The sequence below is a fragment of the Mycobacterium hubeiense genome (assembly GCF_002838065.1).
Taxonomy (GTDB): Bacteria; Actinomycetota; Actinomycetes; order Mycobacteriales; family Mycobacteriaceae; genus Mycobacterium; species Mycobacterium hubeiense.
This window is the reverse complement of sequence record NZ_PIZU01000002.1, coordinates 39,159-62,586: the sequence shown is the minus strand read 5'-3', so window position 1 is coordinate 62,586 and position 23,428 is coordinate 39,159. Positions and strand designations below refer to the sequence as shown.

Sequence of the window (23,428 nt, the reverse complement as noted above, 5' to 3'; positions counted from 1 at the left end):
GGCCATGTCACGGCCCGTCGCACTGATCACCGGACCGACCTCCGGCCTCGGTGCGGGCTTCGCGCGGCGATACGCCACCGACGGCTACGACCTCGTGCTCGTCGCGCGTGATGCGGCCCGCCTGGAACAACTCGCCGCCGAATTGCACGACGAGGCCGGCGCAGGAGTCGAGGTGCTGCCCGCCGACCTGGCCGTCGCCGCCGACCGCGCCAAGGTCGCCGACCGCTTGTCGCAGGGTGTGCGGGTGTTGGTCAACAACGCCGGATTCGGCACCTCTGGTGAATTCTGGACCGCCGATTACGCGCTGCTGCAGAAGCAGCTGGACGTCAACGTCACCGCGGTGATGCAGCTGACGCACGCCGCGCTGGCGCCGATGCTGGACGCCCACGCCGGCACCGTCATCAATGTGGCCAGCGTCGCCGGGTTGCTGCCCGGTCGCGGGTCGACGTATTCGGCGTCCAAGGCGTGGGTGATCGCGTTCTCCGAGGGCCTGGCCAACGGCCTCACCGGCACCGGCGTCGGCGTGCACGCGCTGTGTCCGGGCTTCGTGCACACCGAGTTTCACGAGCGCGCCGGCATCGACATGGCCGGCACTCCGTCGTTTCTGTGGCTCGAGGTCGACGACGTGGTCCGCGAAACCATGGCGGATGTCGCCAAGGGCAAAGTCGTCATCGTGCCGGGCCTGCAGTACAAGGCGCTCACCACCGGTGGCCGGCTGGTGCCGCGAAACCTGGTGCGCGCCATGACCAAAGTGGTGGGCCGTGGCCGCGGCAGAACCTAAGCAACTGTGCGCCGCATAATCGCACTGCTGGCCGCGATCGTCGTCGTGGCCTGCGCATGCTCCAGCGACGACAACGACGCCGGTCGCCACTACGGCGCGCAGACCGCCACCATCGGTGAATCCCTTGCGGCACTTGGCTGGAACATCTCGGTGGCTAATCTGCGCTTCGACGCAGACCATGTGCTGATCGACGTGGACGCCGCCGTCGCGGGCGACGGCGAGCACGCCAAACCCGAGGACATCCGGTTCGGACTCTACGGTGCACTGGCGCATCCCATCGAGGCCAACGGCCTCGGCGGCTGCAGCGACGTCACCGACCTCGGTATCCAGCCGCTGACCGCGCCCACACCCGACAGGCTCACCGGCACAGTGTGTTTGGGCCCGCAACGCGACCAAAGCCAAGTGCGTGGCGTGTACGTGTATTCGCCCAGGGACCGCATTCCGGGAACCACGGTGGCCTACGCCGCCGCGTTCCCGGTAGGTGTGGCGCCGGCCAACGATGACACCGGGCTCACGCTGAGGACCACCAGTGTGGACGCGTTCAGCGCCGACGGCGCCCAGCTCAAACCCACCGCGCTGGGCGACCCGCAGGCGTTCACCGGCAACGGCTACATGCTGATCGGGCTCGAAATCACCGGTCTGGCACAGCGATACCGCGACGACTCCGCCCGCCGCGGCGGTCCCCTGATGGTGTTGGCGGCGCCGACACTGCCGCCGCCGGGGCTCAGCCGCGCCTGCTCCACCTACGGCGCGTCGCTGCTGGTGCTGCCCGACGCGTCGCGCGACGCCGTGAACGTGCGGGCGTCGCTGTGCACCCAGGGCGAGATCAACGAGGCGCTGCTGTATGCCACCGTGTCGCTCGTCGGCACCCACGCCGCGCTGTGGACAAAAGAGGCGAGCGATGAATGAGCCTGGCCCGACCGAATGGGGCCAGAGCACCGGCGTCGGCCCGTGGGAAGGGCCGTTACCCGACGATCCACGCTACGACCCGGTGCTGCTGCGCGACGGCGACACCCGCAATGTCGTTGACGCCTACCGCTATTGGACCCGCGAGGCCATCATCGCCGACATCGACAAGCGTCGGCACTCGCTGCACATCGCGATCGAGAACTTCGGCAACGACGCCAATATCGGCTCGGTGGTACGCACCGCCAACGCGTTCGCCGTCGACACCGTGCACATCGTCGGCCGGCGACGCTGGAATCGGCGCGGCGCCATGGTGACCGACCGCTACCAACGTCTGCGCCACCACGACACCACCGCAGAGCTGTTGACCTTCGCTCACGACGCCAATCTGCGCGTCGTCGCGGTGGACAACGTGCCAGGCGCGAAGCGGTTGGAACACACGGAGTTGCCGCGCAATTGCCTGTTGATCTTCGGCCAGGAGGGACCGGGCATCACCGCCGATGCCAAGGCCGGTGCGGCGCTGACGGTGTCGATCGCCCAGTTCGGCTCCACCCGCAGCATCAACGCCGCAGTGGCCGCCGGAATCGCCATGCACACGTGGATTACTCAACACGCGGACATTTCGGCGGCTTGGTAAGGCAGGATCAAGCCCATGGATCAGCTATGGGCTAACCGTGCGGCTAGCGCCGAAGCCGCGATCACCAAGCGACATCTGAAAAAACTGTGGGGCTTGCCGGGCACCCAACTCGCGGTGGTGGCCTGGCCGTCGGAGCGCCGCTACGACATGTTCGGCGTGTGGCACTACTGGTGGCAGGCCCACTTGATCGACTGCCTCGTCGACGCGCAGGTGCGCGATCCACAGCCCACGCGCAAGAAGGAGATCGCCCGGCAGATCCGCGCACACTGGCTGCGCAACACCGGCTGGGTCAACGACTACTACGACGACATGGCGTGGCTGGCGTTGGCGCTCGAACGGGCCGGGCGGTTGGCCGGAGTGGAGAAGCCGCGCGCGTTGCGGATCCTCGCCGAGCAGTTCCTCAACGCGTGGGTGCCCGAAGACGGCGGCGGCATCCCCTGGCGCAAGCAGGACCAGTTCTTCAACGCCCCCGCCAACGGTCCCGCGGGCATCTTCTTGGCCCGCTACGACCGGGTGCGCCGCGCCCAGCAGATGGCCGACTGGATCGACGAGACCTTGATCGACCCCGAGACCCATCTGGTGTTCGACGGCATCAAGGCCGGATCGCTGGTGCGCGCCCAGTACACCTACTGCCAGGGCGTGGTGCTCGGGCTGGAGGTCGAGCTGGCGCAGCGCACCGAGGACTCTAAGCACGCGCCGCGGGTGCACCGACTGGTGGCCGCCGTGCGCGACAACATGACCACCGACGGCGTCATCAAGGGCGCCGGCGGCGGTGACGGCGGCTTGTTCAACGCGATCCTGGCGCGGTATCTGGCGCTGGTCGCGACGGCGCTTCCTGGCGACACCGCCGAGGACAAGCAGGCCCGCGACACCGCCCGCACGCTGGTGCTCAAATCCGCGGAGGCGGCCTGGGGCAACCGTCAAACCGTCGACGGGCTACCGCTTTTCAGCGCGTTCTGGGACCGCACCGCCCAACTGCCCTCCACCGTCGGGCAGGACGCGGCGTCCGTCGACGGGGCCGTGCACTCGTCGTCGGTTCCCGAGCGCGATCTGTCGGTGCAACTGTCGGGCTGGATGCTGATGGAGGCCGCGCATTCCGTCGCCGAGCAGGCCGACGAGGCGGCCGCTTAGCGCCACGCGCCGGGGCATAGATTGGGTCCCGTGAGAGACGTGCTGAGCGACCTGTTAGCGGTCTGGCGTGCGGGTGGCACAGCCGGTCTCGCGACGGTGGTGCGGACGTTTCGGTCGGCGCCCCGCCCGCCCGGCGCGGCGATGGTGGTCGCCCCCGACGGCACCGTCAGCGGATCGGTGTCGGGCGGCTGCGTCGAAGGCGCGGTCTACGACCTGGCGCAGCAGGTGATCGCCGACGGCCGACCCCGGCTGCAGCGCTACGGCGTCAGCGACGACGACGCGTTCTCGGTCGGACTGACCTGCGGCGGCATCATCGACATCTTCGTCGAACCGGTGTCGCAGCAACGCTTTCCGGAACTGGACGCGGTCGTCGACGACATCGACGCGCACCGCCCGGTCGCGAGCGCCACCGTCGTCGCCCATCCGGACGCCGCGTGGGTGGGACGGCGGCTGGTTGTCCGGGAGCACGAGACGCTCGGCTCGCTCGGTTCGGACCGGGCCGACGCCGCGGTCACCGACGACGCGCGCGGGCTTTTGGCCGCGGGCCGCAGCGAGGTGCTCACCTACGGCCCCGACGGTGAGCGTCGCGGCGCGGGCATGGAGGTGTTTGTCGCCAGCCATGCGCCGCGGCCGCGGATGTTGGTGTTCGGCGCGATCGACTTCGCGGCCGCGGTCGCGCGGCAGGGCTCGCTGCTGGGCTACCGCGTCACGGTCTGCGACGCCCGGCCGGTGTTCGCCACCGCGGCGCGTTTCCCGACGGCCGACGAGGTCGTCGTCGAATGGCCGAACCGCTATCTGGCCGCGCAGGCCGAGGCCGGCGCCATCGACGGTCGCACGGCGATCTGCGTGCTCACCCACGATCCGAAGTTCGACGTGCCGCTGCTCGAGGTCGCACTGCGGCTGCCCGAGGTCGGCTACATCGGGGCGATGGGATCGCGCCGCACCCACGACGACCGGCTGGCGCGGCTGCGCCAAGCCGGGCTCACCGACACGGAGCTGGCCCGGCTGGCCAGCCCGATCGGGTTGGATCTGGGCGCCCGCACGCCGGAGGAGACCGCGGTGTCGATCGCGGCGGAGATCATCGCCCGGCAGTGGGGCGGCACCGGCCGGCCGCTGTCCGAGATCGGCGGGCGCATCCACCACGAGTTGGACGACCTCACCACGTGCACCGAGCGTTAGTTACGTCGTCTGCTCCGCGGCGATCGCATTCTTGGCCGCCCGGCGCCGCTTGTACCACTCGAGCATGATCGGGGCGATCGACGCCAGCACGATGGCGACGAGGATCGGCTCCAGCAGCTTCTGGATGATCTCGAACTGGCCCAGCCAGTACCCGAGCAACGTCAGGCCGATACCCCAGATGAGCGCGCCCACGATGTTGTAGAGGGTGAACACCGCATAGTTCATCCGGGCGGCGCCGGCGGTGATGGGCACCAACGTCCGCACGATCGGCACGAACCGCGCGAGCACGACGGCGAACGGCCCGCGCTGCTCGAAGAACACGTGCGCCTCGTCGAGATACTTCTGCTTGAGGAACCGCGCGTCCGGTTTGAACATCGACGTGCCGATGCCCCGCCCGATCCAGTACCCGATCTGGCTGCCGGCGACCGCAGCGATCGGGATGAACACCAGCAACTGCCAGAGCTGGAAGTTGGCGGTCCCCTGGGTCGCCGTTCCGGCCGCGAGCATGCCCGCGACGAACAGCAGCGAGTCGCCCGGCAGGACCGGGAAGAGGATGCCCGACTCGATGAAGACCACCAACAGCAGGCCCACAAGGGCCCAGGTGCCGAAGTACCCGATGAGGACCAGCGGGTCCATGTAGTCCGGCATCAGCGCGACGTAGGTGGTGGTCATGGGTTTCCAAGATACCGGTGAGAGCTGCCCACACCGGAATCGCCGCAGTTTGAGATACTGCGAGCAGACCCGCCAAGCTCTTCGCCGAGAGGAAGTTCCATGCCCATCGCCACGCCCGAGATCTACGCCGAGATGCTCGGCCGTGCCAAGGAGCACTCGTTCGCATTCCCGGCCATCAACTGCACATCCTCGGAGACCATCAACGCCGCGATCAAGGGCTTCGCCGACGCCGGCAGCGACGGCATCATCCAGTTCTCCACCGGCGGCGCGGAGTTCGGCTCCGGCCTGGGCGTCAAGGACATGGTGACCGGTGCGGTGGCGCTGGCCGAGTTCGCCCACGTCATCGCCGAGAAGTACCCGATCACCGTGGCCCTGCACACCGACCACTGCCCGAAGGACAAGCTGGACGGCTTTGTGCGCCCGCTGCTGGCGATTTCGGCCGAGCGGGTGTCGGCCGGCAAGAACCCGCTGTTCCAGTCGCACATGTGGGACGGCTCGGCCGTGCCGATCGACGAGAACCTCGACATTGCGCGGGAGCTGCTCAAGCAGTCCGCGGCCGCCAAGATCATTCTCGAGATCGAGATCGGTGTGGTCGGGGGCGAGGAGGACGGCGTCGCCCACGAGATCAACGAGAAGCTCTACACCACCCCCGAGGATTTCGAGAAGACGATCGACGCGCTGGGCACCGGCGAGCACGGCAAGTACCTGCTGGCGGCGACGTTCGGCAACGTGCACGGCGTGTACAAGCCGGGCAACGTCAAGCTGCGCCCCGAGGTGCTCGCACAGGGTCAGCAGGTGGCCGCGAGCAAGCTCGGATTGCCCGAGGGCTCAAAGCCTTTCGACTTCGTCTTCCACGGTGGCTCGGGCTCGCTGAAGTCCGAGATCGAAGACGCGCTGCGCTACGGCGTGGTGAAGATGAACGTCGACACCGACACCCAGTACGCATTCACCCGGCCGGTGGCGGGGCATATGTTCACCAATTACGACGGCGTGCTCAAGATCGACGGCGAGGTGGGCAACAAGAAGGCCTACGACCCGCGCAGCTACCTCAAGAAGGCCGAGGCGTCGATGACCGAGCGCGTCATCGAGGCGTGCAACGACCTACACAGCGCCGGGCGCTCCGTCACCGCGGGGTAGGGCGCTCGTCAGCCGATCGGCGCCTGACAGATCTTCCACTGGTCGTCGCGGAACTGTAGATCGAAGCTGCGCGTCGAGCGCGTCTGCGGCGCATAGGCCATGAACGTTGTCACGTTGGCCTCGGCGTGGTCGCCGTTGACGACGACCTGGTCGATGCTGGCGACCACCGGATACTGCTTCGCCGCGGCGACGCGGGCGTGGGTGTCGGCCCAAGCCTGCTCGTCGTAGTTGACGTAGCTGTCGCGGGCGCTGCCGCAGGTGATGCTGCGCAGCGTGGCCAGGTCGCCCTTCTGGATCGCGACGTCGAAGTTCTGGATCGTCTGACGGACCAGGTCCTCCTGCGAAGCCCTGGAATCAGAGCCGCGGGTGAACATCACGGTGCCCAGGATCGCGATGGCCACCAGCGCCGCGATCACCAACAGCACCGCGACGACCCAGCCCCAGCTGCGGTGGCGCGTCGCCGGCGGTGGTGGCGGTGGCGCATCGCCGCGCGGCGGAATGTGCTGGGGCACAGCGGGTTTATGCTGAACCACCGGCTCGGTGGGGGCGGCCGCGGCCGCAGCGCCCGCCGGCGCGTCCGGCACCGACAGCACTTCGGTCTCGGGGTCTTGCAGCGGGTCGATCTTCTCCGTCGACCCCGCGTCGAAACCGGACGGTGCGGTGAACCGGCGCTCGCCCGTCGGCTGCGCGTCCGGCTTCTCCGGAGCATCGGGTACGTCGTCCGCGGGCGTCGAGGCCATCACCTCGGTCTCGGGCTCATGGTCGCCGGCCGGTTCCGTCAGCTGCTCGGTCTGCTCGCTCTGTTCAGCGTTTTCGGTGTCTTCGCTGGAGGCAGTCTCGGCGTTCCCGCTGGGCTCCGCCGGCGCCTCGACCGGATCCCTACCCTCGTCAGGCCCTGATGGCTGTGACATTTCGTGCTGCAGTCCCTCCCGTACGACGCTACCGCTGGAGCTTATCGGTGTCGGTGCACAATAGGCCCATGACGCGGATGGGTGATCTCTTGGGACCGGATCCGGTGCTGCTGCCCGGCGACAGCGCGGCCGAGGACGAACTGGCCGCCGACGAGAACCCCGCCATCGTGGCCGCCGCGCATCCGTCGGCGTCGGTGGCCTGGGCGGCGTTGGCGGAGGAGGCGCTCGCCGACGACAAGGCCATCACGGCATACGCCTACGCCCGCACCGGCTATCACCGCGGGCTGGATCAGTTGCGCCGCAACGGATGGAAGGGCTTCGGGCCGGTGCCCTACAGCCACGAACCCAACCGCGGATTCCTGCGGTGTGTGGCGGCGCTGGCGCGTGCGGCTGACGCGATCGGCGAGACCGACGAATATCAGCGCTGCCTGGATCTGCTCGACGACTGCGATCCCGCCGCGCGCGGCGAACTCGGGCTCACCTGAGCTACCAGTTCGCCTGACACTTGCAGTCGGTGGCGCCGTCGGGCGGCTCGACCTGAACCGTCGCATGGTCGAGCCCGCGCGCGGTCAGCACGGCGCGCGCGTCGTCGAGCACCCGCGCCGAGTCGGCGGTCGTGGTCAGGTGCGCGGTGACCATGTCCTTGCCCGGCACCAGCGTCCACACGTGCAGGTCATGCACCTCGGTGACGCCGTCCACCGCGCACAGCGCGGTGCGCAGCTCCTCGACATCGATGTGGCTGGGCGAGGATTCGGACAGGATGCGCAGCGCGGCGCGCGCCAGTGAGATCGCCCGCGGCAGCACCCACAGCGCGACGAAGACGGCCACCACCACATCGGCGTACGGCCAGCGCGTCGTCACCGTCACGATGCCGGCGATCAGCACGCCGATGCTGCCGACGGTGTCGGCCACCACCTCCATGTAGGCGCCCTTGACGGCCAGGCTCTGTTTGGAGTGCGAGCGCAGCAGCAGCACGACGACGGCGTTGGCGAGCAGGCCCGCCAGCGCGACGACGATCATCGGCACGCCCGGGACATCGGGTGCGTCACCGAGTCGCTGGACGGCCTCGTAGAGGATGAACGCCGCCATGCCGAGCAGCAGCACGGCGTTGGCGACCGCGGTGAACACCTCGGCGCGATGCCAGCCGTAGGTGCGCGCCGGCGACGAGCTGCCGCGGCGGGCCAGCAACACTGCCGTCAGCCCCATGAACATGGCCACCAGGTCGGTCAGCATGTGGCCCGCATCCGCCAGCAGCGCAATCGAATTGATCAGCAGCGCGGTCGTGAGTTCGACGACGAAGAACGCCGACAGGATCGCCGCGGCGATGAGCATCCGGTTGACGCGGGTATCGGCGGCGTGACTGTGATCGTGGCCGGCACCCATGACTGCAATCTATGCGTAAGTGTGCATGTATTGCAAGACACCCTCGACGCCGGAATTCCGCGGTCCGCCGCTCCGTTGCTTTAGCTGAGATGAGTTCTGACAACACCCCTGCACTGCCGCTGCCGGCGTGGCCGTCCGACGATGCGGCCCCGGTCGGTCTGCGCGAGCCTGCCTCGGCGCTGGCCAGGGCGATCGCGCGGCTGGTGCCGTGGCGATACGACCGGCAACTGGTCGCGGGCGTGACGCCCGAGCCGGGCAGTCCGCTGGCGGTGCACGTCGCGCGGCTGACGTCGGACACCGAGCGCCGCCAGCTGGTGGAGGCCCTGCGCCAAGCACAGCGGGAAGCCGAAAACGGGCCGGTGATGTTCACGTCGCGTATCCCGGTCGACGACGCTGCGGTCGCCGAGGCCGCGGCCGCCATCGACGAGGTCTGCGTGCGGCTGAGCGCCCCCCGGCCGGTGCGGGCGCACGGCGTGGCGCGGCTGCGTCTGCTGCTGTCCAACGGCACCGGGCCGCTGTACCAGGATGGCCGCGGAGATCTGACAGCCGCCCTGCGCGCTGTGCTCGCCGAGCTCTAGAGCCAGGCCGACCAGAACCGGGTCAGCTGGCCGCCGGCCTGCACCAGGCCTCGCGGCACCTCGGAGAGATCGAAGAACCACAGCACGATGTCCCAGAACCACTGGTTGAGGCCGGGCGCGAGCAGCAGGAGCAGCAGGATGAAAAAGCCCCACTGTTTCGCGGGCGCCACGGCCCGCTGCGTTTCCGGGCTCAGATGCGGCTCCAGCGCGCCGTAGCCGTCCAGGCCGGGAATCGGCAGCATGTTGAGCACGAGCGCCGTCACCTGCAGGAAGCCCAAGAACGCCATGCCCGCCCAGAACACCGACCGCTCCTGTTCGGCAAACAGTGCCGTCACCGCGAGCAGCAGCACCGCAAACAGCAGGTTGACCGCCGGCCCGGCCAGGCTGACGAGCGTCTTCTGGCGCTTGGTCATCCACGAGGTCCGCACGTAGACCGCGCCACCGGGCAGGCCGATGCCGCCGATCGCGATGATCAGCACCGGCAGGCCGATGGACAGCAGCGGGTGTGAGTACTTCAACGGGTTGAGGGTCAGGTAGCCGCGCACCTCGACGTCGCGGTCGCCGAAGCGGAACGCGGTGAACGCGTGGGCAAACTCGTGCAGGCACAGTGTCACCAGCCAGCCGAAGATGACGAAGATGAACACCCCGACATAGGCCAGCGGGCGGATGGTCGCGGCGGAGATCCACGCCAGCACCCCGCCCAGCGCCGTGACCGCGACGATCGCCAGGAAGATCGGGCTGGGGCGGACCGACTGGTGCAGCGGGCGGATGCTCACTTCACGAAAATACCGTTGAGAGTGCATTCAGGGCTGCTGTCAGCGCCGAATCGCGACCGTGGGCGCAATCTCAACGCACCCGCAGCCAGCCTTCGGTGTGCCGGTAGAACGTCGATCGCTTGACCGGCCGCGGCGCCGCGACGCCGTCGCGAACCACCACAGCGCCGGTGGTGCCCAGCTGCGCGGCGCGCCCGGCCACCCATCGCCGTCCACCGCGGCCCACAACCGTCGCTCGCAGCCCGGGCATCGCAAACGTCGGCTCCACGCGCACCGCCGCGACGTCGCCGTCGAACAACACGGTGTCGTCGACGATCGCCTCGCCGTGCAGCGGCCCGTCCACCCCGCGCCACAGCGCCGATCCGACGATCACTGTGCCCGTCTCGTCGCGGATCAGCGGAACCCGTTGGGCGGCACCGCAGATGGCGCGACGCGCACGTCGCCACGACGTGACGTGTGCGACCTCGACGTCGAGCCGGTCGGCGCGCAGCAACCGTTTGAGCACCGCGGCCAGGTCGGCGTCGGCGCCCACCACGACGACGCGGCGGTAGCGCTGGACCTCGTCGAGGTTGGCGGTCGGCAGGGCGCGCAGCGGTCGCGGCAGCCGCCGCTCACCGAACAGCACCACGGCGACATCTGCGGCGGTCACGACTCTCCTTGCTCTCTCCGCTGGGATAGGGTGGTTCACCGGCTGCACAGTGGTTGATGCAGATGAGCGGGAGACTATGCCATGCCGGCAATCGTGCTCATCGGCGCTCAATGGGGCGACGAGGGCAAAGGAAAGGCCACCGACCTACTCGGCGGCCGCGTCCAATGGGTGGTTCGCTACCAGGGCGGCAACAACGCCGGCCATACCGTGGTGCTGCCAACCGGCGAGAACTTCGCGCTGCACTTGATTCCGTCCGGCATTCTCACGCCCGGTGTCACCAACGTCATCGGCAACGGGGTAGTGGTCGATCCCGGTGTGCTGCTCGACGAGCTGCAGGGCCTCCAGGATCGCGGAGTCGACACCGAACGATTGCTGATCTCCGCCGACGCGCACCTGCTGATGCCGTATCACGTGGCGATCGACAAAGTGGTGGAGCGCTACGCGGGCAGCAAGAAGATCGGCACCACCGGCCGCGGCATCGGCCCGTGCTACCAGGATAAGATCGCCCGCATCGGGATTCGCGTCGCCGACGTGCTCGACGAGGCGCTGCTGGCCCAAAAGATCGAAGCCGCACTGGAACTCAAGAATCAGGTGCTGGTGAAGATTTACAACCGCAAGGCCCTCGAACCCGCCGAGGTGGTGGACACGCTGCTGGGCCAGGCCGAGGGATTCAAGCACCGCATCGCCGACGCTCGGTTGCTGCTCAACACCGCGCTGGAGAACGGCGAGACGGTTCTGCTGGAGGGTTCCCAGGGCACACTGCTCGACGTCGACCACGGCACGTATCCCTATGTCACGTCGTCGAATCCGACCGCGGGCGGCGCGGCCGTCGGCTCCGGCATCGGGCCCACGCGCATCACCACGGTGCTCGGCATCCTCAAGGCCTACACCACCCGCGTCGGGTCGGGCCCGTTCCCCACCGAATTGTTCGACGCCAACGGCGAATACCTGGCCAAGACCGGCGGCGAGGTGGGCGTGACGACGGGACGCCGCCGCCGCTGCGGCTGGTTCGACGCCGTCATCGCCCGCTACGCCACCCGGGTCAACGGAATCACCGACTACTTCCTCACCAAGCTCGACGTGCTGTCCAGCCTGGAAACGGTGCCGGTGTGCGTCGGATACCGGGTCGACGGCAAGCGCACCGACGACATGCCGATGACCCAGTCCGACATCGCCCGCGCCGAGCCGATTTACGAAGAACTGCCCGGCTGGTGGGAGGACATCTCCGGGGCACGGGAGTTCGACGACCTGCCTGCAAAGGCACGCGATTACGTGCTGCGGCTCGAAGAGCTTGCCGGCGCGCAAGTTTCATGCATCGGCGTGGGTCCCGGCCGGGACCAGACGATCGTGCGCCGCGACATCCTGGAGGCGCCCCGATGACCGACGATCCGCACGTCCTCGACCCCGAATACGACAAGCACGGCGGCTTCCCGCAATTCGAACCGGCCCACCCCGGACCGGGTTTCGGGCGCTTTCTGGCCGCAATGCGACGGGCGCAGGACCTGGCGGTGTCGGCGAACCCCGACAGCGACACTTGGGACGAGGCCGCCGACCGGGCCGAGGAACTGGTGAAAATCCTCGACCCGTACGAGGCGCCCGAAGGGGTGGGCCCGGCCAACCGGGTGCCCGAATTGCCCGGCTCCGGCAGCCTGTTGATGCCGCCGTACAAGGTCACCAAGTTCGGGCCCGACGGCGTCGAGGTGCGCGTGCAGTTCAGCCGTTACCACGTCGGCGGCAACTCGGCGGTGCACGGGGGTGTGCTGCCGCTGCTGTTCGACTCGGTGTTCGGCATGGTCATTCACGCGGCCGGGCGTCCCATCAGCCGCACGGCCTTCCTGCACGTCGACTACCGCAAGGTCACGCCGATCGACATCCCGCTGCTGGCCCGCGGTTGGGTCTCGAAAACCGAGGGCCGCAAGGCTTTTGTCAACGCTGAGCTGCTAGACCCGAAGGAGGCGTTGTTGGCCGAGGCCAACGGCCTGATGATCCGTCTGCTGCCCGGCCAGCCATGACCTCGCCGCGCCTGCACCGGCTGTCGACCCCGCGGGCCGCCGCGCTGGCCGGGGTGCTGTTCGCGTTGATGTTCGGCGCCGCGATCATCCTCATCCGCACGGCATTGCCGGAGGGCGCGCAGCCGGGCTCGCAGTGGCTGGATGCCGGAAGCGCGCGCATCAGGGTCGCATCGCTGCTGATTCCCTTCGCGGGCATCGCATTTCTGTGGTTCATCGGCGTGGTACGCGACGGGTTCGGTCGCTACGAAGACAAGTTCTTCTCGTCGGTGTTCATCGGCAGCGGCCTGCTCTTTCTCGCCCTCACATTCGTGCTGGCGGCTGTCGGCGCAGCGTTGGTCGCGACCAGCGGGGAGATCAGCCCCGAGACGGCCGTATTCGGTCAGATGCTGCTGCTGTCACTTAGCAAGACCTACGCGTTGCGGATGGCCGCGGTGTTCATGATCTCGCTGGCCACCATCTGGCTGAAGACGGGCCTGATGCCCCGCTGGCTGGTCGCAGTGACTTACCTTGTGGCACTGGGACTTATCGTCGCCAGTGATCTCAGCATGTGGATCACGCTGGCCTTCCCGGTGTGGGTGCTGGTCGTCAGCGTGCTGCTGTTGGTGCGGGCCGGGGTCATCGACCTGCACCGCGATTCAGTCGACGAGCCGCAGCGCGGATGACGGGCACAGCTTGACCGCTTCGCGTACGCGGTCGAGCTCCTCGTCGGGGATGTCGTCGACGAGCACCACCACGATGCCGTCGTCGTCCTGATCGAAGACGGCACCGGCCGTCATCACGCAGTTGCCCGCACTGATGCAGACGTCGCGGTCGGCTTGCACTCTCACCACGTGACCTCCAATGACTTCAGGCCGTAGATGAAGTTGAAGGTCCGGAACTGTACGTCGTCGAACTCCTCGGCAAGGGCGAGGTTCCGGAATCGGCGCAGCAGCGCGGGGAACGCGATGCGCATCTCCATGCGGGCCAACGGCGCACCGAGACAATGGTGTACGCCGTGGCCGAAGGCAAGATGACCCGGCGCGCCGCGGCTGATATCCAGGATTTCGGGTGCGTCGATGAAGTCCGGGTCGCGGTTGCCCGATGGCAGGGACGCGAACACCAGCTGCCCCGCGGGTATTGGTACACCCGCGATTTCGACGTCAGTGGTGGTGATGCGTGGGATGGCGGTCTGCACGATCGACAGCCAGCGCAGCAGCTCCTCGATCGCGGGGCCGACGGCACCGGGGTCGTCGCGCACCGCCGCGAGCTGTTCGGGGTGGCGCAGCAGCGCAAGGACACCGAGCCCCAGCATGTTCGACGTGGTTTCATGCCCGGCGAGCAGCAACAGCCCGGCCACGCCGATGAGTTCGTCGTCGGTGAGCTCGTCGCCGTGGTCGCGCACCAGCATGCCCAGGATGTCGTCGCCGGGATCGCGACGAGCCCGATCCACCAGCGAGCGCATGTAATCGCGTCCCTGCCGTTGCAACTCGAGCCGCTCGGGGATCGGGATCGACAGGTCGAGCTGGCGCGACGACCGTCGCTGAAAGTCGGCGCGGTCGTCATAGGGCACGCCGAGCAGCTCGCAGATGACCAACGACGGGATCGGCAGCGCGAACGCGGACACCAGATCGGCTGGCGGCCCAGCGGTTTCCATCGCGTCGAGATGCTGGTCGACGATCTCGACGATCCGCGGTTCCAGCCGGCGCATCCGTCGGATGGTGAACTCCGGGGTGAGCATGCGGCGCAGTCGCTGATGCTGCGGCGGGTCGAGGCCGAGCAGGTTGCCGGCGCGCGCACTGGCCTGCTCGTCCTCGGGCACCTGCGGTGCGCCGGGGACGACGAATCCGGGCGGTCGGCTGTTGGAGAACCGCTCGTGGTCGGCGAGCATCTCCTTGATGTCGTCGTGCCGGGTGACCAGGTAGACCTGCATGCCGAAGGAGTTGACGATGGTCCGCACGCCGACGGTCTCGCGGATCTCGCGCAGTGCGGGCGTGGGGTCGAAGCCGTCACGCCGCATATGCAGGGGCGGCAGCGCCGTTGCTTCGGTCATGGCATCGACGGTACCTACGCCCACGCCCGCTCTGTTCACTCGCGGCAATGCGGGCGGCTAACCCCGAAACACGAACTCCTCGATGAGCCTGTTGACCAACGGGGGGGGGGTCTCCAACGCCGCCAGATGGGCGACCCCCTCCAGCACCGCGATCGCCGCGTCGGGGATCGCCTCACACATCGCGATGGTTTCGGTGAGCGGGAACGTCGCGTCCTCCGTGCCGGCGATCACCAGCACGGGCGATGTCACCCGGCCGAGGAGTTCATGTTGGTCCGGCCGCCGCGGCACCACGCTCGTCACCGCCCACGAGCTGGACTCGACGTCGACGCGCTGCACCGCCTGCCGGACGTAGGCCACCACGTCGGGCCGGGTGCGAAACGTGGTCGGGCCGAGGAACGCCTTGAGTACCGAGCGGGTCAGCGGCGGGCGGATGCCGCCGAGCAGTTTCGCCACGCGCAACAAGAACCCGTATTCGAGCTTCTGGCGCAGCCCCGCCGCCGATGCCGTGCAGTTCATCAGCACCGCCCGGCCGACGCGATCGGGGTAGAGCGCCGCGAAGGTGCCGCCGATCATCCCGCCCCACGAATTCCCGACGAAATGCGCTCTCTCGATTTCCAGGCCGTCCAGGATGTCGACTACACAACCCGCGCAGTCATCGAAACCGAATGGCGCGGTGAGCTTTTCGCTGCCGCCATGGCCGGGCGGGTCAACGAGGATGACGCGTCGCTGCGGACCGAAGTATTCGGCCTGGGCCCGCCACATATCGCCGGTCATGAGCAGGCTGGGCCAGAACAGCATCGGCTCGCCGCCGCCGTCGACCTGCACCCGCAACCGCCCCAACCGGGTGTCGAGCCGCACGTCGTCCACCGCTTGACGCTAGCGCCCTGCCTTCAGTGCCGGCCACCAGATCCGCGGACCGATGAGAGTGAACAGCGCCGGGATGATCACCGTGCGTACCACGAATGTGTCCAACAGGATGCCCAGGCCGACGATGATGCCGAGCTGCGTCAGCACGATCAGCGGCAGCACCCCCAGCACGCAGAACACCGCGGCCAGCACGATGCCGGCGCTGGTGATGACGGCCCCGGTTGCGGACACCGCGCGCACGATCCCGGCGCGGGTGCCGTGCTTCGGCGTCTCCTCGCGGGCGCGTGTCACCAGGAAGATGGTGTAGTCGACGCCGAGTGCGACCAGGAACAGGAACGCGAACAGCGGGGTGGCGTTGTCCAGCGCGGGAAAGCCGAAGAGCGCCACGCTCGCCCACCCGCCGAGGCCCAGCGCCGCCAGCGCGCTGAGCACCGTCACCGCGACCAGTAGCAGCGGCGCCAGCGCCGAACGCAGCAGCACGTAGAGCACGACCAGCACGACCGCGAGGATGGCCGGGATCAACACGGTCCTGTCTCGTTGCGCCGCGGCGGCCGCGTCGCGGGCCTGTGCATCCGACCCGCCGACCAGCGCGGCCGGATCCACGTCGTGCACTGAATCACGCAGGGCATCAACCGTTTCGAACGCATCATCGGAAGCGGGCTCGGCATCGAGCACCACCGAGAATTGCGTCAGCCCGGTCGGCGACTGACCGGCCTGCACCGCATTGACCACACCCGGCGTCTGGGTGATGGCTCGTTGAATCTCGTCGGCGCGGGCGGTCGGCGCGATCACGCGGGTGGGATCGGTCAGCCCACTGGGGAAGTGGGCCGCCAGCGTTTGGTAACCCGTCACCGACTCGGCCTGGACACGGAACTGCTCAGTCTGGGTGAGTCCGATCGGGGTGGCCAACAGTCCCGTGCACAGTACGGCCAGGCCCGCGATGGAAACCACCGCGACGCGGCCGGGCCGGCGCGCCACAGCGTCGGCGATGCGGTGCCAAAAACCGTTATCGGTAAGGGGTTTGGCGCCGACGCGGGGAATGAACGGCCAGAACAGCCGTTTGCCGAACAACGCCAGCAGCGGCGGCAACACCAACAGCACGAAGACCGCCGCAACCACCAGACCCGACGCGGCCTGCACGCCGAGGCTGCGTGTGCTCGGGGACGAGGCGAACACCAACGTCAGCAACGCCAGCACCACCGTCGCATTGCTTGCCACGATCGCGGGCCCGGCATTGCGCACCGCCACCCGCAAGGCGTCGCGATGATTTTCGGTGCGGCCCAACTCTTCCCGGTACCGAGAAATGAGCAGCAAGGCGTAGTTGGTGCCCGCGCCGAACACCAGCACGCTGGTGATCCCCGACGTCGAGCCGTCGGGATTGAGGCCGGCTCCGCTGGCGATCGCGGTACCCAAAACGGCGGCGACCCGGTCGGCGAAACCGATCACCGCCAGCGGAACGAGCCACAGCACGGGTGAGCGGTAGGTCAGGATCAGCAGCAGCGCCACCACCGCGGCGGTGACCGCCAGCAGTGTGATATTCGCCCCGGCAAAGGAATTCGCGACATCGGCGGCGAACGCCGGCCCGCCGGTGACCTGTGCCCGTAGCTGTGCGGGCAGTCCGCTGCCGACCTTGTCCCGCAGTGTTTTGACCGCATCATTCAGTTCGAAGCCGGACAGGTCGGCGCTCAACGGCACGGTGGCGACCGCGGCCTTGTCGTCATCGGAGACGACGACCGGACGCGCGATCTGTTCGGCCGCGGTGATGTCTTGCGGCGTCAGCGGCGCGTCGTCGTCGCGGGTGATCACGACGATGGCCGGAACTGTGTCACCGCCCGGTAATTGGTTGCGCACCGCGTCGACGCGGGCGGACTCCGCGCTCGCAGGTACGGATACGGGTGACTGTTCGCCGGAGTCATCGCTGCCGACAAGCGCCATCAACACGCCCGAGGCGGCGATCACCAGAAGTGCCAGCAGCCAGGAGAAGCGGCCCGTCATGCAACACAATATTTCAGATACTTAACAATTAATCAAATGAACTAAGCTGGGCGGGTGGACCGTGCCGAGCTGGAAGCGCTCATCTCGGCCGACGTGCGGGCGTTGTCGGCCGAGTCCGATCAGATCGGCCGGACCTTCGCGGGCCGGCATGACGTGGCGGCCAACGACTTTCGGGCCCTGCTGCACATCATGGTCGCCGAAACCGCAGGCACCCCGCTGACCGCGGGCGAGCTGCGCGATCGGATGGGCATGTCCGGTGCGGCCATCACCTATCTGGTGGAACGGATGATCGCCTCGGGCCACGTGCGTCGCGAGTCGGACCCGGCCGATCGGCGCAAGGTCATCCTGCGGGTGGCCGACCACGGAATGCACGTCGCCCGTGGGTTTTTCGCCCCGCTGGCCGAGCACACCCGACGCGCGTTGGCGGAGTTGCCCGACGACGACCTGGCCGCCGCGCATCGCACGTTCGCGGCACTGGTCGACGCCATGCGGGCATTCCGCACGCAACTGGACTAGTTGCGGTTCAGTGTCGCTTCCTCGAGATCCAACCCGTGCAGCACCGAGCGCAGCACCTCGTCATCGATGTGCCCGGCATCGCGCTCGGCGATGAACGTCTCCCGTTCGGCGGCCAGCATCTCCAGCCGCAGCCGCCGGAACGCCGCGGCGGGACTCTCGCCGAGCTCTTCTTCGCTGCGGCCCAACCGTTCCCACGCTGCATTGCGCCGACGCGTGTTCCACGCGCGCAACACCGCTGCCGCGCGATCGTGCACATCAGAGGTGGCCTGCTGTTCGGCCAGCAGTTGATCGAGCCGGTCGGCCGCCGCGCGCGCCGCCTTGTCCTGGGCGGCGGCTTCGGCCAGCGCGTCGCGCTGCGCCTCGTCGCTGTGCACGCCCAACGTCCGGATCAGCCACGGCAATGTCAGGCCATGCAGCAGCAGCGTCCCGATCACCACGACGAAAGTGAGGAAAACCAGATGCGGGCGGCCCGGGAACGGGTCGCCGGCCATCGTCGTCATCGGCACACCGAAAGCGGCCGCCAGCGACACCACGCCGCGCATGCCGGCCCAGGCGACGATGAACACCTGGGCCGACGTCGGCGCAGGCTCGCGGTCACGAATGCGCCGCGACACCAGCCGCGGCACGTAGGCGAACAGATACACCCACACGATGCGCACCAGGATCACCGTGGCAAACACCGCCACCGACGAGACGGCGATGACACGCGCCGAGATCCCCGCGAGCTCGTCGACCACACTCGGCAGCTGCAATCCGATGAGCAGGAACGCGAACGACTCCAGGACCAGCTGCACGGCCTTCCACACCGCCTTGTCCTGCAACCGGGTCGCGTAGCTGGCGTGGGTTTCGCGTTGGCCGAGGATGAGCGCGGCCACCACCACGGCGACCACGCCCGAGCCGTGGATCTCCTCGGCGATCAAATAGATGACGAACGGCGACACCAGCCCGATCGCGCTTTCGATCAGCGCATCGTCTAGGCGCGACCGGATGAAGTCGATGACGGCGCCTGTCACCACGCCGACGACGACGCCGCCGATCGCCGCGAGCGCGAATGTGCCCAGCGCGCCTCCCCAACTGGCGGCGGTGCCGATCGCCGCTGCGAGCGCCACTTTGTACGCCGTCAACGCGGTCGCGTCGTTGAACAGGCTTTCCCCGCCGAGCAGGGTCATGATGCGCCGCGGCAGACCGAGCCGGCGCCCGACGGCCGTCGCCGACACCGCGTCGGGCGGAGCGACGATGGCGCCGAGCGTGAGCGCCGCGGCGATGGTCAGCTCCGGCACGGTGTGATAGGCCACCACGCCGACCACGAACGTCGTCGCCAGCGGCAGCCCGACCGCCAGCATCCCGATCGGACGGATATTGCGGCGCAGCGCCACGTAACTGCTCTCCAGGCCGGCCGACCACAGCAGCGGCGGCAGGATCACGAACAACACCAGTTCCGGCTCGAGCTGGATGTCCGGCATCCCCGGGATCAAGCCCGCCGCCAGGCCCGCGACCACCAGGGCCAGCGGTGCGGAGACGTCGAAGTGACGCGCCACCGCGGCCAACAGCACCGACACCACGAGAACCGCGAGTAGTGAAGCTCCCACGTCGCCCGACCTCCTTGTGGCCCGTCCGTATCCTTTTGAGCATGTTGAGGAGATCACGACGCCGCGACGCGAACACCGCGCCGCGGCTGTGTGAGCACCTCGCGGCCGAGATCCCCGAACCCGAACCACAGACACCCGGGCGTTGCCGGGAATGCTCTGAACTCGGCGAGAATACGTGGGCGCATTTGCGGATGTGTCTGAGCTGCGGACACGTCGGCTGCTGCGACTCGAGCCCGCACCAACACGCCACCGCCCACTACCTCCAGACCGGCCACCCGGTGATGCGTTCTGCGGAACCCGGCGAGAGCTGGCGATGGTGCTATGTCGACGCTCGTTTGGGCTAGCGATCTGGCAGGCTGGACGGGCGATGAGTGAAACGACTGAAGGCGAGATCCTCGAAAAGCCTGAAGCCCTGACCGAGCCCGACAACAACCCGCGTTCGACGGTGATGCTGCTCGGCTCTGGCGAGTTGAGCCGCGAATTGGTGCTGGCCTTTCAACGGCTGGGCGCCGACGTCATCGCCGTCGACCGCTACGCCGACGCCCCGGCGCACGGGGTGGCCGACCGGTCGGCGGTGGTCAAAATGAACGACGCCGAGGAACTCACCGCGCTGATCGAACGCGAGAAGCCCCGATATGTGGTGGCAGATTCCGGTGTGATCGCCGCCGACGCGTTGATCGCGGTGGCCGAGAGCGGCACCGTCGAGGTGTTGCCCACGCCGCGCAGCACCCGCTTGTCCTTGGACCGGGAAGGCTTGCGCCGGTTGGCTTCTGACGAGCTCGGCCTGCCCACGGCGCCGTTCTGGTTCGCCGGGTCGGTCGAGGAACTGACCGCGGTCGCCGAGCATGCCGGTTTCCCGCTGGTGGTGAAGCCGGTCGTCGGTGTGCCCGGGGAAGGCCAGTCGGTGCTGCTGCGGCTCGAGGACGTCGAGCCGGCCTGGCAGCGGGCGGTGGCCGCCGGCCGCATCACCCACAACCGGGTGATGGCCGAGACCGTCGTCGAGGTGGACTACGAGGTCACGCTGCTGACCGTGCGTACGTCGGGGCCGTCCGGGCCGACCCTGCAGTTCTGTGAGCCGATCGGACATCGTCAGGTCGACGGCGACGTGCTACAGGCATGGCAGCCGCAGCCGATGCCGCCGGCCGCATTGGACGCCGCGAAGTCGATCGCGGCGCGCATCGTCAACTCGCTGGGCGGACGCGGCGTGTTCGGGGTGGAGTTGCTGGTGCGCGGCGACGAAGTGTACTTCGCCGACGTCCGGTCCCGCCCGCATGACAGCGGCCTGGTGACGTTGCGCTCGCAACGGCTTTCGGAGTTCGAACTGCACGCCAGGGCGATCCTGGGGCTGGCGGTCGACACCATCATGATTTCGCCGGGCGCAGCCGAAATCACCTACGGTGGCGCCGATTCCGGCGTGGGTGCGGCCACGACGGACGTCTCCGCGGTGTTGGCCGATGCGCTGGAGACGCCGGAAAGCGACGTGCGGTTGTTCGGCCATACCGACGAGACCGATGCACGCCATCGTCGTGGGCTGGCGCTGGCCACCGCACCCGACACCACACGTGCCCTGGACCGCGCCCACCGCGTCTCGGCCGCGCTGCGCAAGCTTTGGTAGCCCCGTGACCCCCGACCCCGACGCCTCGCCAGACCGCCCGACGATGACGCCGTTTCTGGCGGCGCTGGCAATCATTGTGCTCGTCGTGATCGCAATCGGGCTGATCAACTTCTTCCAGGGCGACGACCAGAGCGAGGACAAGGCCGTCGCGACGGCGGCCGTCGGGCAGAACGACGCGCTGCAACGGCAGAACTTCGCCGATTTCCGCGCCTACACCTGCCGAGCCGAGCACGGCACCGAATCCGATTTCCTTGCCCGCCAACGAGAGTCGGTGGCCGAAAAGGGTGAGCGATACGTCGACGGGGTCAGCAACGTGGTGATCGAAGGCGACCGCGCGACGGCCACGGTGACCTACCATTTCGGTAAGACGCCGGACACCAAAACCGGTGTCGAGACGATGTTCGTGCGCGAGGACGGAGCATGGAAGGTCTGTTCGACAGCGGCTGGCTAGACTCACGACCGTGAGCTATGCCGGTGACATCACGCCTGAGGAGGCCTGGAAGCTGCTGAACGACAATCCCGAGGCCGTGCTGGTGGATTGTCGGACGGACGCGGAATGGCGCTTCGTTGGTGTGCCGGATCTTTCGTCGCTTCAGCGCGAGGTCTTGTTCATCGAGTGGAACACCGTTGACGGCCGGCGCAACGAGCATTTCGTCGACGAGCTGAAGGCCGCCGGCGTCACGCCCGGCGAACGGCCGGTGGTGTTCCTGTGCCGCTCCGGCAATCGGTCGATCGGTGCCGCCGAGGCGGCCACCGCGGCCGGCATCGGCCCGTCGTTCAACGTGCTGGACGGCTTCGAAGGCCACCTCGACGAGCACGGCCACCGCGGTGGCAGCGGATGGAAGGCGCTCGGCTTGCCCTGGAAGCAGTCATGAGCGTTCGCACACCTCAACCGCTGCCCGACGGGGTCAGCCAGGCCACCATCGGCGTGCGCGGCGGCCTGTTGCGCTCGGGCTTCGAAGAGACCGCCGAGGCGATGTATCTGACCTCGGGCTACGTGTACGAAACGGCGGCCGACGCGGAAAAGGCGTTCACCGGTGAGATCGACCGGTACGTGTACTCCCGCTACGGCAATCCGACCATCTCGATGTTCGAGGAGCGGCTGCGGCTGATCGAGGGCGCGCCGGCATGCTTTGCCACGGCCACCGGCATGGCCGCGGTGTTCACGTCGTTGGGGGCGCTGCTGGCGGCGGGTGACCGGCTGGTGGCGGCGCGGTCGCTGTTCGGGTCGTGCTTCGTGGTGTGCAACGAGATCCTGCCGCGGTGGGGCATCGAGACCGTGTTCGTCGACGGCGACGACCTCTCCCAATGGGAAGAGGCGCTGTCGGTGCCGACGCAGGCGGTGTTCTTCGAGACGCCGTCCAACCCGATGCAGTCGCTGGTCGACATCGCGGCGGTGTGCGAGCTGGCCCACGCCGCGGGTGCAAAGGTGGTGCTGGACAACGTATTTGCCACGCCGATCCTGCAGCAGGGCTTCCCGTTGGGCGTCGACGTGGTGGTGTACTCAGGCACCAAGCACATCGACGGGCAGGGCCGGGTGCTGGGCGGGGCGATCCTGGGCGCCAAGGAGTACATCGACGAGCCGGTGCAGAAGCTGATGCGCCACACCGGCCCGGCGTTGAGTCCGTTCAACGCGTGGACGCTGCTGAAGGGTTTGGAGACGCTGGCCGTTCGGGTCGAGTACGCCAACGCGTCGGCGATGCGCATCGCCGAGTTCCTCGAACAGCACCCCGCCGTGAATTGGGTGCGCTACCCGTTCCTGGAATCGCATCCGCAGTACGACCTGGCCAAGCGGCAGATGACCGGCGGCGGCACCGTCGTCACCTTCGAACTAGACGGCGGCAAAGAGCGTGCGTTCGAGGTGCTGGACAAGACGCGGCTGATCGACATCTCCAACAACCTGGGCGATGCCAAGTCGTTGATCACCCACCCCGCCACCACCACACACCGGGCGATCGGCCCGGAGGGCCGCGCCGCGATCGGGCTCGGCGACGGCGTGGTGCGCATCTCGGTCGGACTGGAGGGCACCGAGGACCTGGTCGCCGACCTCGACCAGGCGCTGAGTTAG

The 23,428-nt window shown here is 68.3% G+C and carries 27 protein-coding genes; 17 read left to right on the top strand and 10 right to left on the bottom strand.

Going from position 1 to position 23,428, the window contains the following annotated elements; genetic code table 11:
* The first annotated feature begins 4 nt into the window (after nt 1-4).
* From CWS39_RS02000 to CWS39_RS01980, 5 genes are read left to right on the top strand one after another with little or no spacing between them, the layout of a single operon-like run.
* Nucleotides 5-781, top strand: a complete 777-nt coding sequence (locus CWS39_RS02000; protein WP_102141244.1) for an SDR family NAD(P)-dependent oxidoreductase — start codon at nt 5-7, stop codon at nt 779-781.
* A 6-nt stretch (nt 782-787) separates the two neighbouring features.
* Nucleotides 788-1,690: a hypothetical protein gene (locus CWS39_RS01995; RefSeq protein ID WP_102141243.1), complete on the top strand. Its 903-nt coding sequence runs from the start codon at nt 788-790 to the stop codon at nt 1,688-1,690.
* Complete coding sequence (locus CWS39_RS01990; RefSeq protein WP_102141242.1) at nt 1,683-2,324, top strand: TrmH family RNA methyltransferase; 642 nt, start codon at nt 1,683-1,685, stop codon at nt 2,322-2,324. Before CWS39_RS01995 ends, CWS39_RS01990 begins: the two co-directional genes overlap by 8 nt.
* A gap of 15 nt (nt 2,325-2,339) precedes the next feature.
* A complete protein-coding gene (locus tag CWS39_RS01985; protein WP_102141241.1) occupies nt 2,340-3,455 on the top strand; it encodes a glycoside hydrolase family 76 protein in 1,116 nt (371 codons plus the stop codon).
* A 30-nt stretch (nt 3,456-3,485) separates the two neighbouring features.
* On the top strand, nt 3,486-4,634 hold the full coding sequence (locus tag CWS39_RS01980; protein ID WP_102141240.1) for an XdhC family protein: 1,149 nt from the start codon (nt 3,486-3,488) through the stop codon (nt 4,632-4,634).
* Here the strand turns inward: CWS39_RS01980 and CWS39_RS01975 are convergent, their stop codons facing one another.
* Nucleotides 4,635-5,306, bottom strand: coding sequence for a DedA family protein (locus CWS39_RS01975; RefSeq protein ID WP_102141239.1), 672 nt, complete (start codon nt 5,304-5,306; stop codon nt 4,635-4,637).
* A gap of 99 nt (nt 5,307-5,405) precedes the next feature.
* Here CWS39_RS01975 and fbaA point away from each other — a divergent pair, with 99 nt between their 5' ends.
* Nucleotides 5,406-6,443: a class II fructose-bisphosphate aldolase gene (gene fbaA, locus CWS39_RS01970; protein ID WP_102141238.1), complete on the top strand. Its 1,038-nt coding sequence runs from the start codon at nt 5,406-5,408 to the stop codon at nt 6,441-6,443.
* 8 nt (nt 6,444-6,451) lie between these two features.
* Here fbaA and CWS39_RS01965 read toward each other — a convergent pair whose 3' ends face one another.
* The gene (locus CWS39_RS01965; RefSeq protein ID WP_102141237.1) at nt 6,452-7,354 is read right to left on the bottom strand and encodes an Rv0361 family membrane protein; all 903 of its coding nucleotides are present in this window, start codon (nt 7,352-7,354) and stop codon (nt 6,452-6,454) included.
* 68 nt (nt 7,355-7,422) lie between these two features.
* On the opposite strand from CWS39_RS01965, the gene CWS39_RS01960 reads away from it, so the two are divergent.
* Nucleotides 7,423-7,839, top strand: a complete 417-nt coding sequence (locus CWS39_RS01960) for a DUF3151 domain-containing protein (RefSeq protein WP_102141236.1) — start codon at nt 7,423-7,425, stop codon at nt 7,837-7,839.
* A 1-nt stretch (nt 7,840) separates the two neighbouring features.
* Here CWS39_RS01960 and CWS39_RS01955 read toward each other — a convergent pair whose 3' ends face one another.
* Complete coding sequence (locus CWS39_RS01955; RefSeq protein ID WP_102141235.1) at nt 7,841-8,737, bottom strand: cation diffusion facilitator family transporter; 897 nt, start codon at nt 8,735-8,737, stop codon at nt 7,841-7,843.
* An 89-nt stretch (nt 8,738-8,826) separates the two neighbouring features.
* On the opposite strand from CWS39_RS01955, the gene CWS39_RS01950 reads away from it, so the two are divergent.
* Nucleotides 8,827-9,315 (top strand): hypothetical protein, encoded by a 489-nt coding sequence (locus tag CWS39_RS01950; protein ID WP_102141234.1) that lies wholly within the window; start codon nt 8,827-8,829, stop codon nt 9,313-9,315.
* On the opposite strand, the gene CWS39_RS01945 is transcribed toward CWS39_RS01950, so the two are convergent.
* Nucleotides 9,312-10,091, bottom strand: coding sequence for a site-2 protease family protein (locus CWS39_RS01945; RefSeq protein WP_102141233.1), 780 nt, complete (start codon nt 10,089-10,091; stop codon nt 9,312-9,314). The two genes, CWS39_RS01950 and CWS39_RS01945, sit on opposite strands and share 4 nt — an antisense overlap.
* Nucleotides 10,092-10,161: 70 nt before the next feature.
* Nucleotides 10,162-10,737, bottom strand: a complete 576-nt coding sequence (locus tag CWS39_RS01940) for a hypothetical protein (RefSeq protein ID WP_199177918.1) — start codon at nt 10,735-10,737, stop codon at nt 10,162-10,164.
* Nucleotides 10,738-10,818: 81 nt separating this feature from the next.
* On the opposite strand from CWS39_RS01940, the gene CWS39_RS01935 reads away from it, so the two are divergent.
* The 3 genes from CWS39_RS01935 to CWS39_RS01925 are packed head-to-tail and all read left to right on the top strand — an operon-like array spanning nt 10,819 to nt 13,411.
* A complete protein-coding gene (locus CWS39_RS01935; protein ID WP_102141232.1) occupies nt 10,819-12,117 on the top strand; it encodes an adenylosuccinate synthase in 1,299 nt (432 codons plus the stop codon).
* The gene (locus CWS39_RS01930) at nt 12,114-12,749 is read left to right on the top strand and encodes a PaaI family thioesterase (protein WP_102141231.1); all 636 of its coding nucleotides are present in this window, start codon (nt 12,114-12,116) and stop codon (nt 12,747-12,749) included. The genes CWS39_RS01935 and CWS39_RS01930 overlap by 4 nt, the downstream gene beginning before the upstream one ends.
* Complete coding sequence (locus CWS39_RS01925) at nt 12,746-13,411, top strand: hypothetical protein (RefSeq protein WP_199177917.1); 666 nt, start codon at nt 12,746-12,748, stop codon at nt 13,409-13,411. Before CWS39_RS01930 ends, CWS39_RS01925 begins: the two co-directional genes overlap by 4 nt.
* Here the strand turns inward: CWS39_RS01925 and CWS39_RS01920 are convergent.
* From CWS39_RS01920 to CWS39_RS01905, 4 genes are all read right to left on the bottom strand, one after another.
* Complete coding sequence (locus CWS39_RS01920) at nt 13,385-13,576, bottom strand: ferredoxin (RefSeq protein ID WP_102141452.1); 192 nt, start codon at nt 13,574-13,576, stop codon at nt 13,385-13,387. The genes CWS39_RS01925 and CWS39_RS01920 overlap by 27 nt on opposite strands.
* The gene (locus CWS39_RS01915) at nt 13,573-14,778 is read right to left on the bottom strand and encodes a cytochrome P450 (RefSeq protein ID WP_102141230.1); all 1,206 of its coding nucleotides are present in this window, start codon (nt 14,776-14,778) and stop codon (nt 13,573-13,575) included. The genes CWS39_RS01920 and CWS39_RS01915 overlap by 4 nt, the downstream gene beginning before the upstream one ends.
* 57 nt (nt 14,779-14,835) lie before the next feature.
* On the bottom strand, nt 14,836-15,576 hold the full coding sequence (locus tag CWS39_RS01910) for an alpha/beta fold hydrolase (protein ID WP_102141451.1): 741 nt from the start codon (nt 15,574-15,576) through the stop codon (nt 14,836-14,838).
* 78 nt (nt 15,577-15,654) lie between these two features.
* Nucleotides 15,655-17,640: an MMPL family transporter gene (locus CWS39_RS01905; RefSeq protein ID WP_102141229.1), complete on the bottom strand. Its 1,986-nt coding sequence runs from the start codon at nt 17,638-17,640 to the stop codon at nt 15,655-15,657.
* 54 nt (nt 17,641-17,694) lie between these two features.
* Between CWS39_RS01905 and CWS39_RS01900 the strand changes: the two genes are divergently transcribed.
* Nucleotides 17,695-18,156, top strand: a complete 462-nt coding sequence (locus CWS39_RS01900) for a MarR family winged helix-turn-helix transcriptional regulator (protein WP_102141228.1) — start codon at nt 17,695-17,697, stop codon at nt 18,154-18,156.
* On the opposite strand, the gene CWS39_RS01895 is transcribed toward CWS39_RS01900, so the two are convergent.
* Complete coding sequence (locus tag CWS39_RS01895; protein WP_102141227.1) at nt 18,153-19,745, bottom strand: Na+/H+ antiporter; 1,593 nt, start codon at nt 19,743-19,745, stop codon at nt 18,153-18,155. The genes CWS39_RS01900 and CWS39_RS01895 overlap by 4 nt on opposite strands.
* A 41-nt stretch (nt 19,746-19,786) precedes the next feature.
* Between CWS39_RS01895 and CWS39_RS01890 the strand changes: the two genes are divergently transcribed.
* The 5 genes from CWS39_RS01890 to CWS39_RS01870 are packed head-to-tail and all read left to right on the top strand — an operon-like array spanning nt 19,787 to nt 23,428.
* Nucleotides 19,787-20,089, top strand: a complete 303-nt coding sequence (locus tag CWS39_RS01890) for a UBP-type zinc finger domain-containing protein (protein ID WP_102141226.1) — start codon at nt 19,787-19,789, stop codon at nt 20,087-20,089.
* Between the two features lie 23 nt (nt 20,090-20,112).
* Nucleotides 20,113-21,360 (top strand): formate-dependent phosphoribosylglycinamide formyltransferase, encoded by a 1,248-nt coding sequence (purT, locus tag CWS39_RS01885; protein WP_102141225.1) that lies wholly within the window; start codon nt 20,113-20,115, stop codon nt 21,358-21,360.
* Nucleotides 21,361-21,403: 43 nt separating this feature from the next.
* The gene (locus CWS39_RS01880) at nt 21,404-21,811 is read left to right on the top strand and encodes an Rv0361 family membrane protein (protein ID WP_102141450.1); all 408 of its coding nucleotides are present in this window, start codon (nt 21,404-21,406) and stop codon (nt 21,809-21,811) included.
* A 10-nt stretch (nt 21,812-21,821) separates the two neighbouring features.
* The gene (locus CWS39_RS01875; RefSeq protein WP_102141224.1) at nt 21,822-22,235 is read left to right on the top strand and encodes a rhodanese-like domain-containing protein; all 414 of its coding nucleotides are present in this window, start codon (nt 21,822-21,824) and stop codon (nt 22,233-22,235) included.
* Nucleotides 22,232-23,428, top strand: coding sequence for an O-succinylhomoserine sulfhydrylase (locus CWS39_RS01870; RefSeq protein ID WP_102141223.1), 1,197 nt, complete (start codon nt 22,232-22,234; stop codon nt 23,426-23,428). The genes CWS39_RS01875 and CWS39_RS01870 overlap by 4 nt, the downstream gene beginning before the upstream one ends.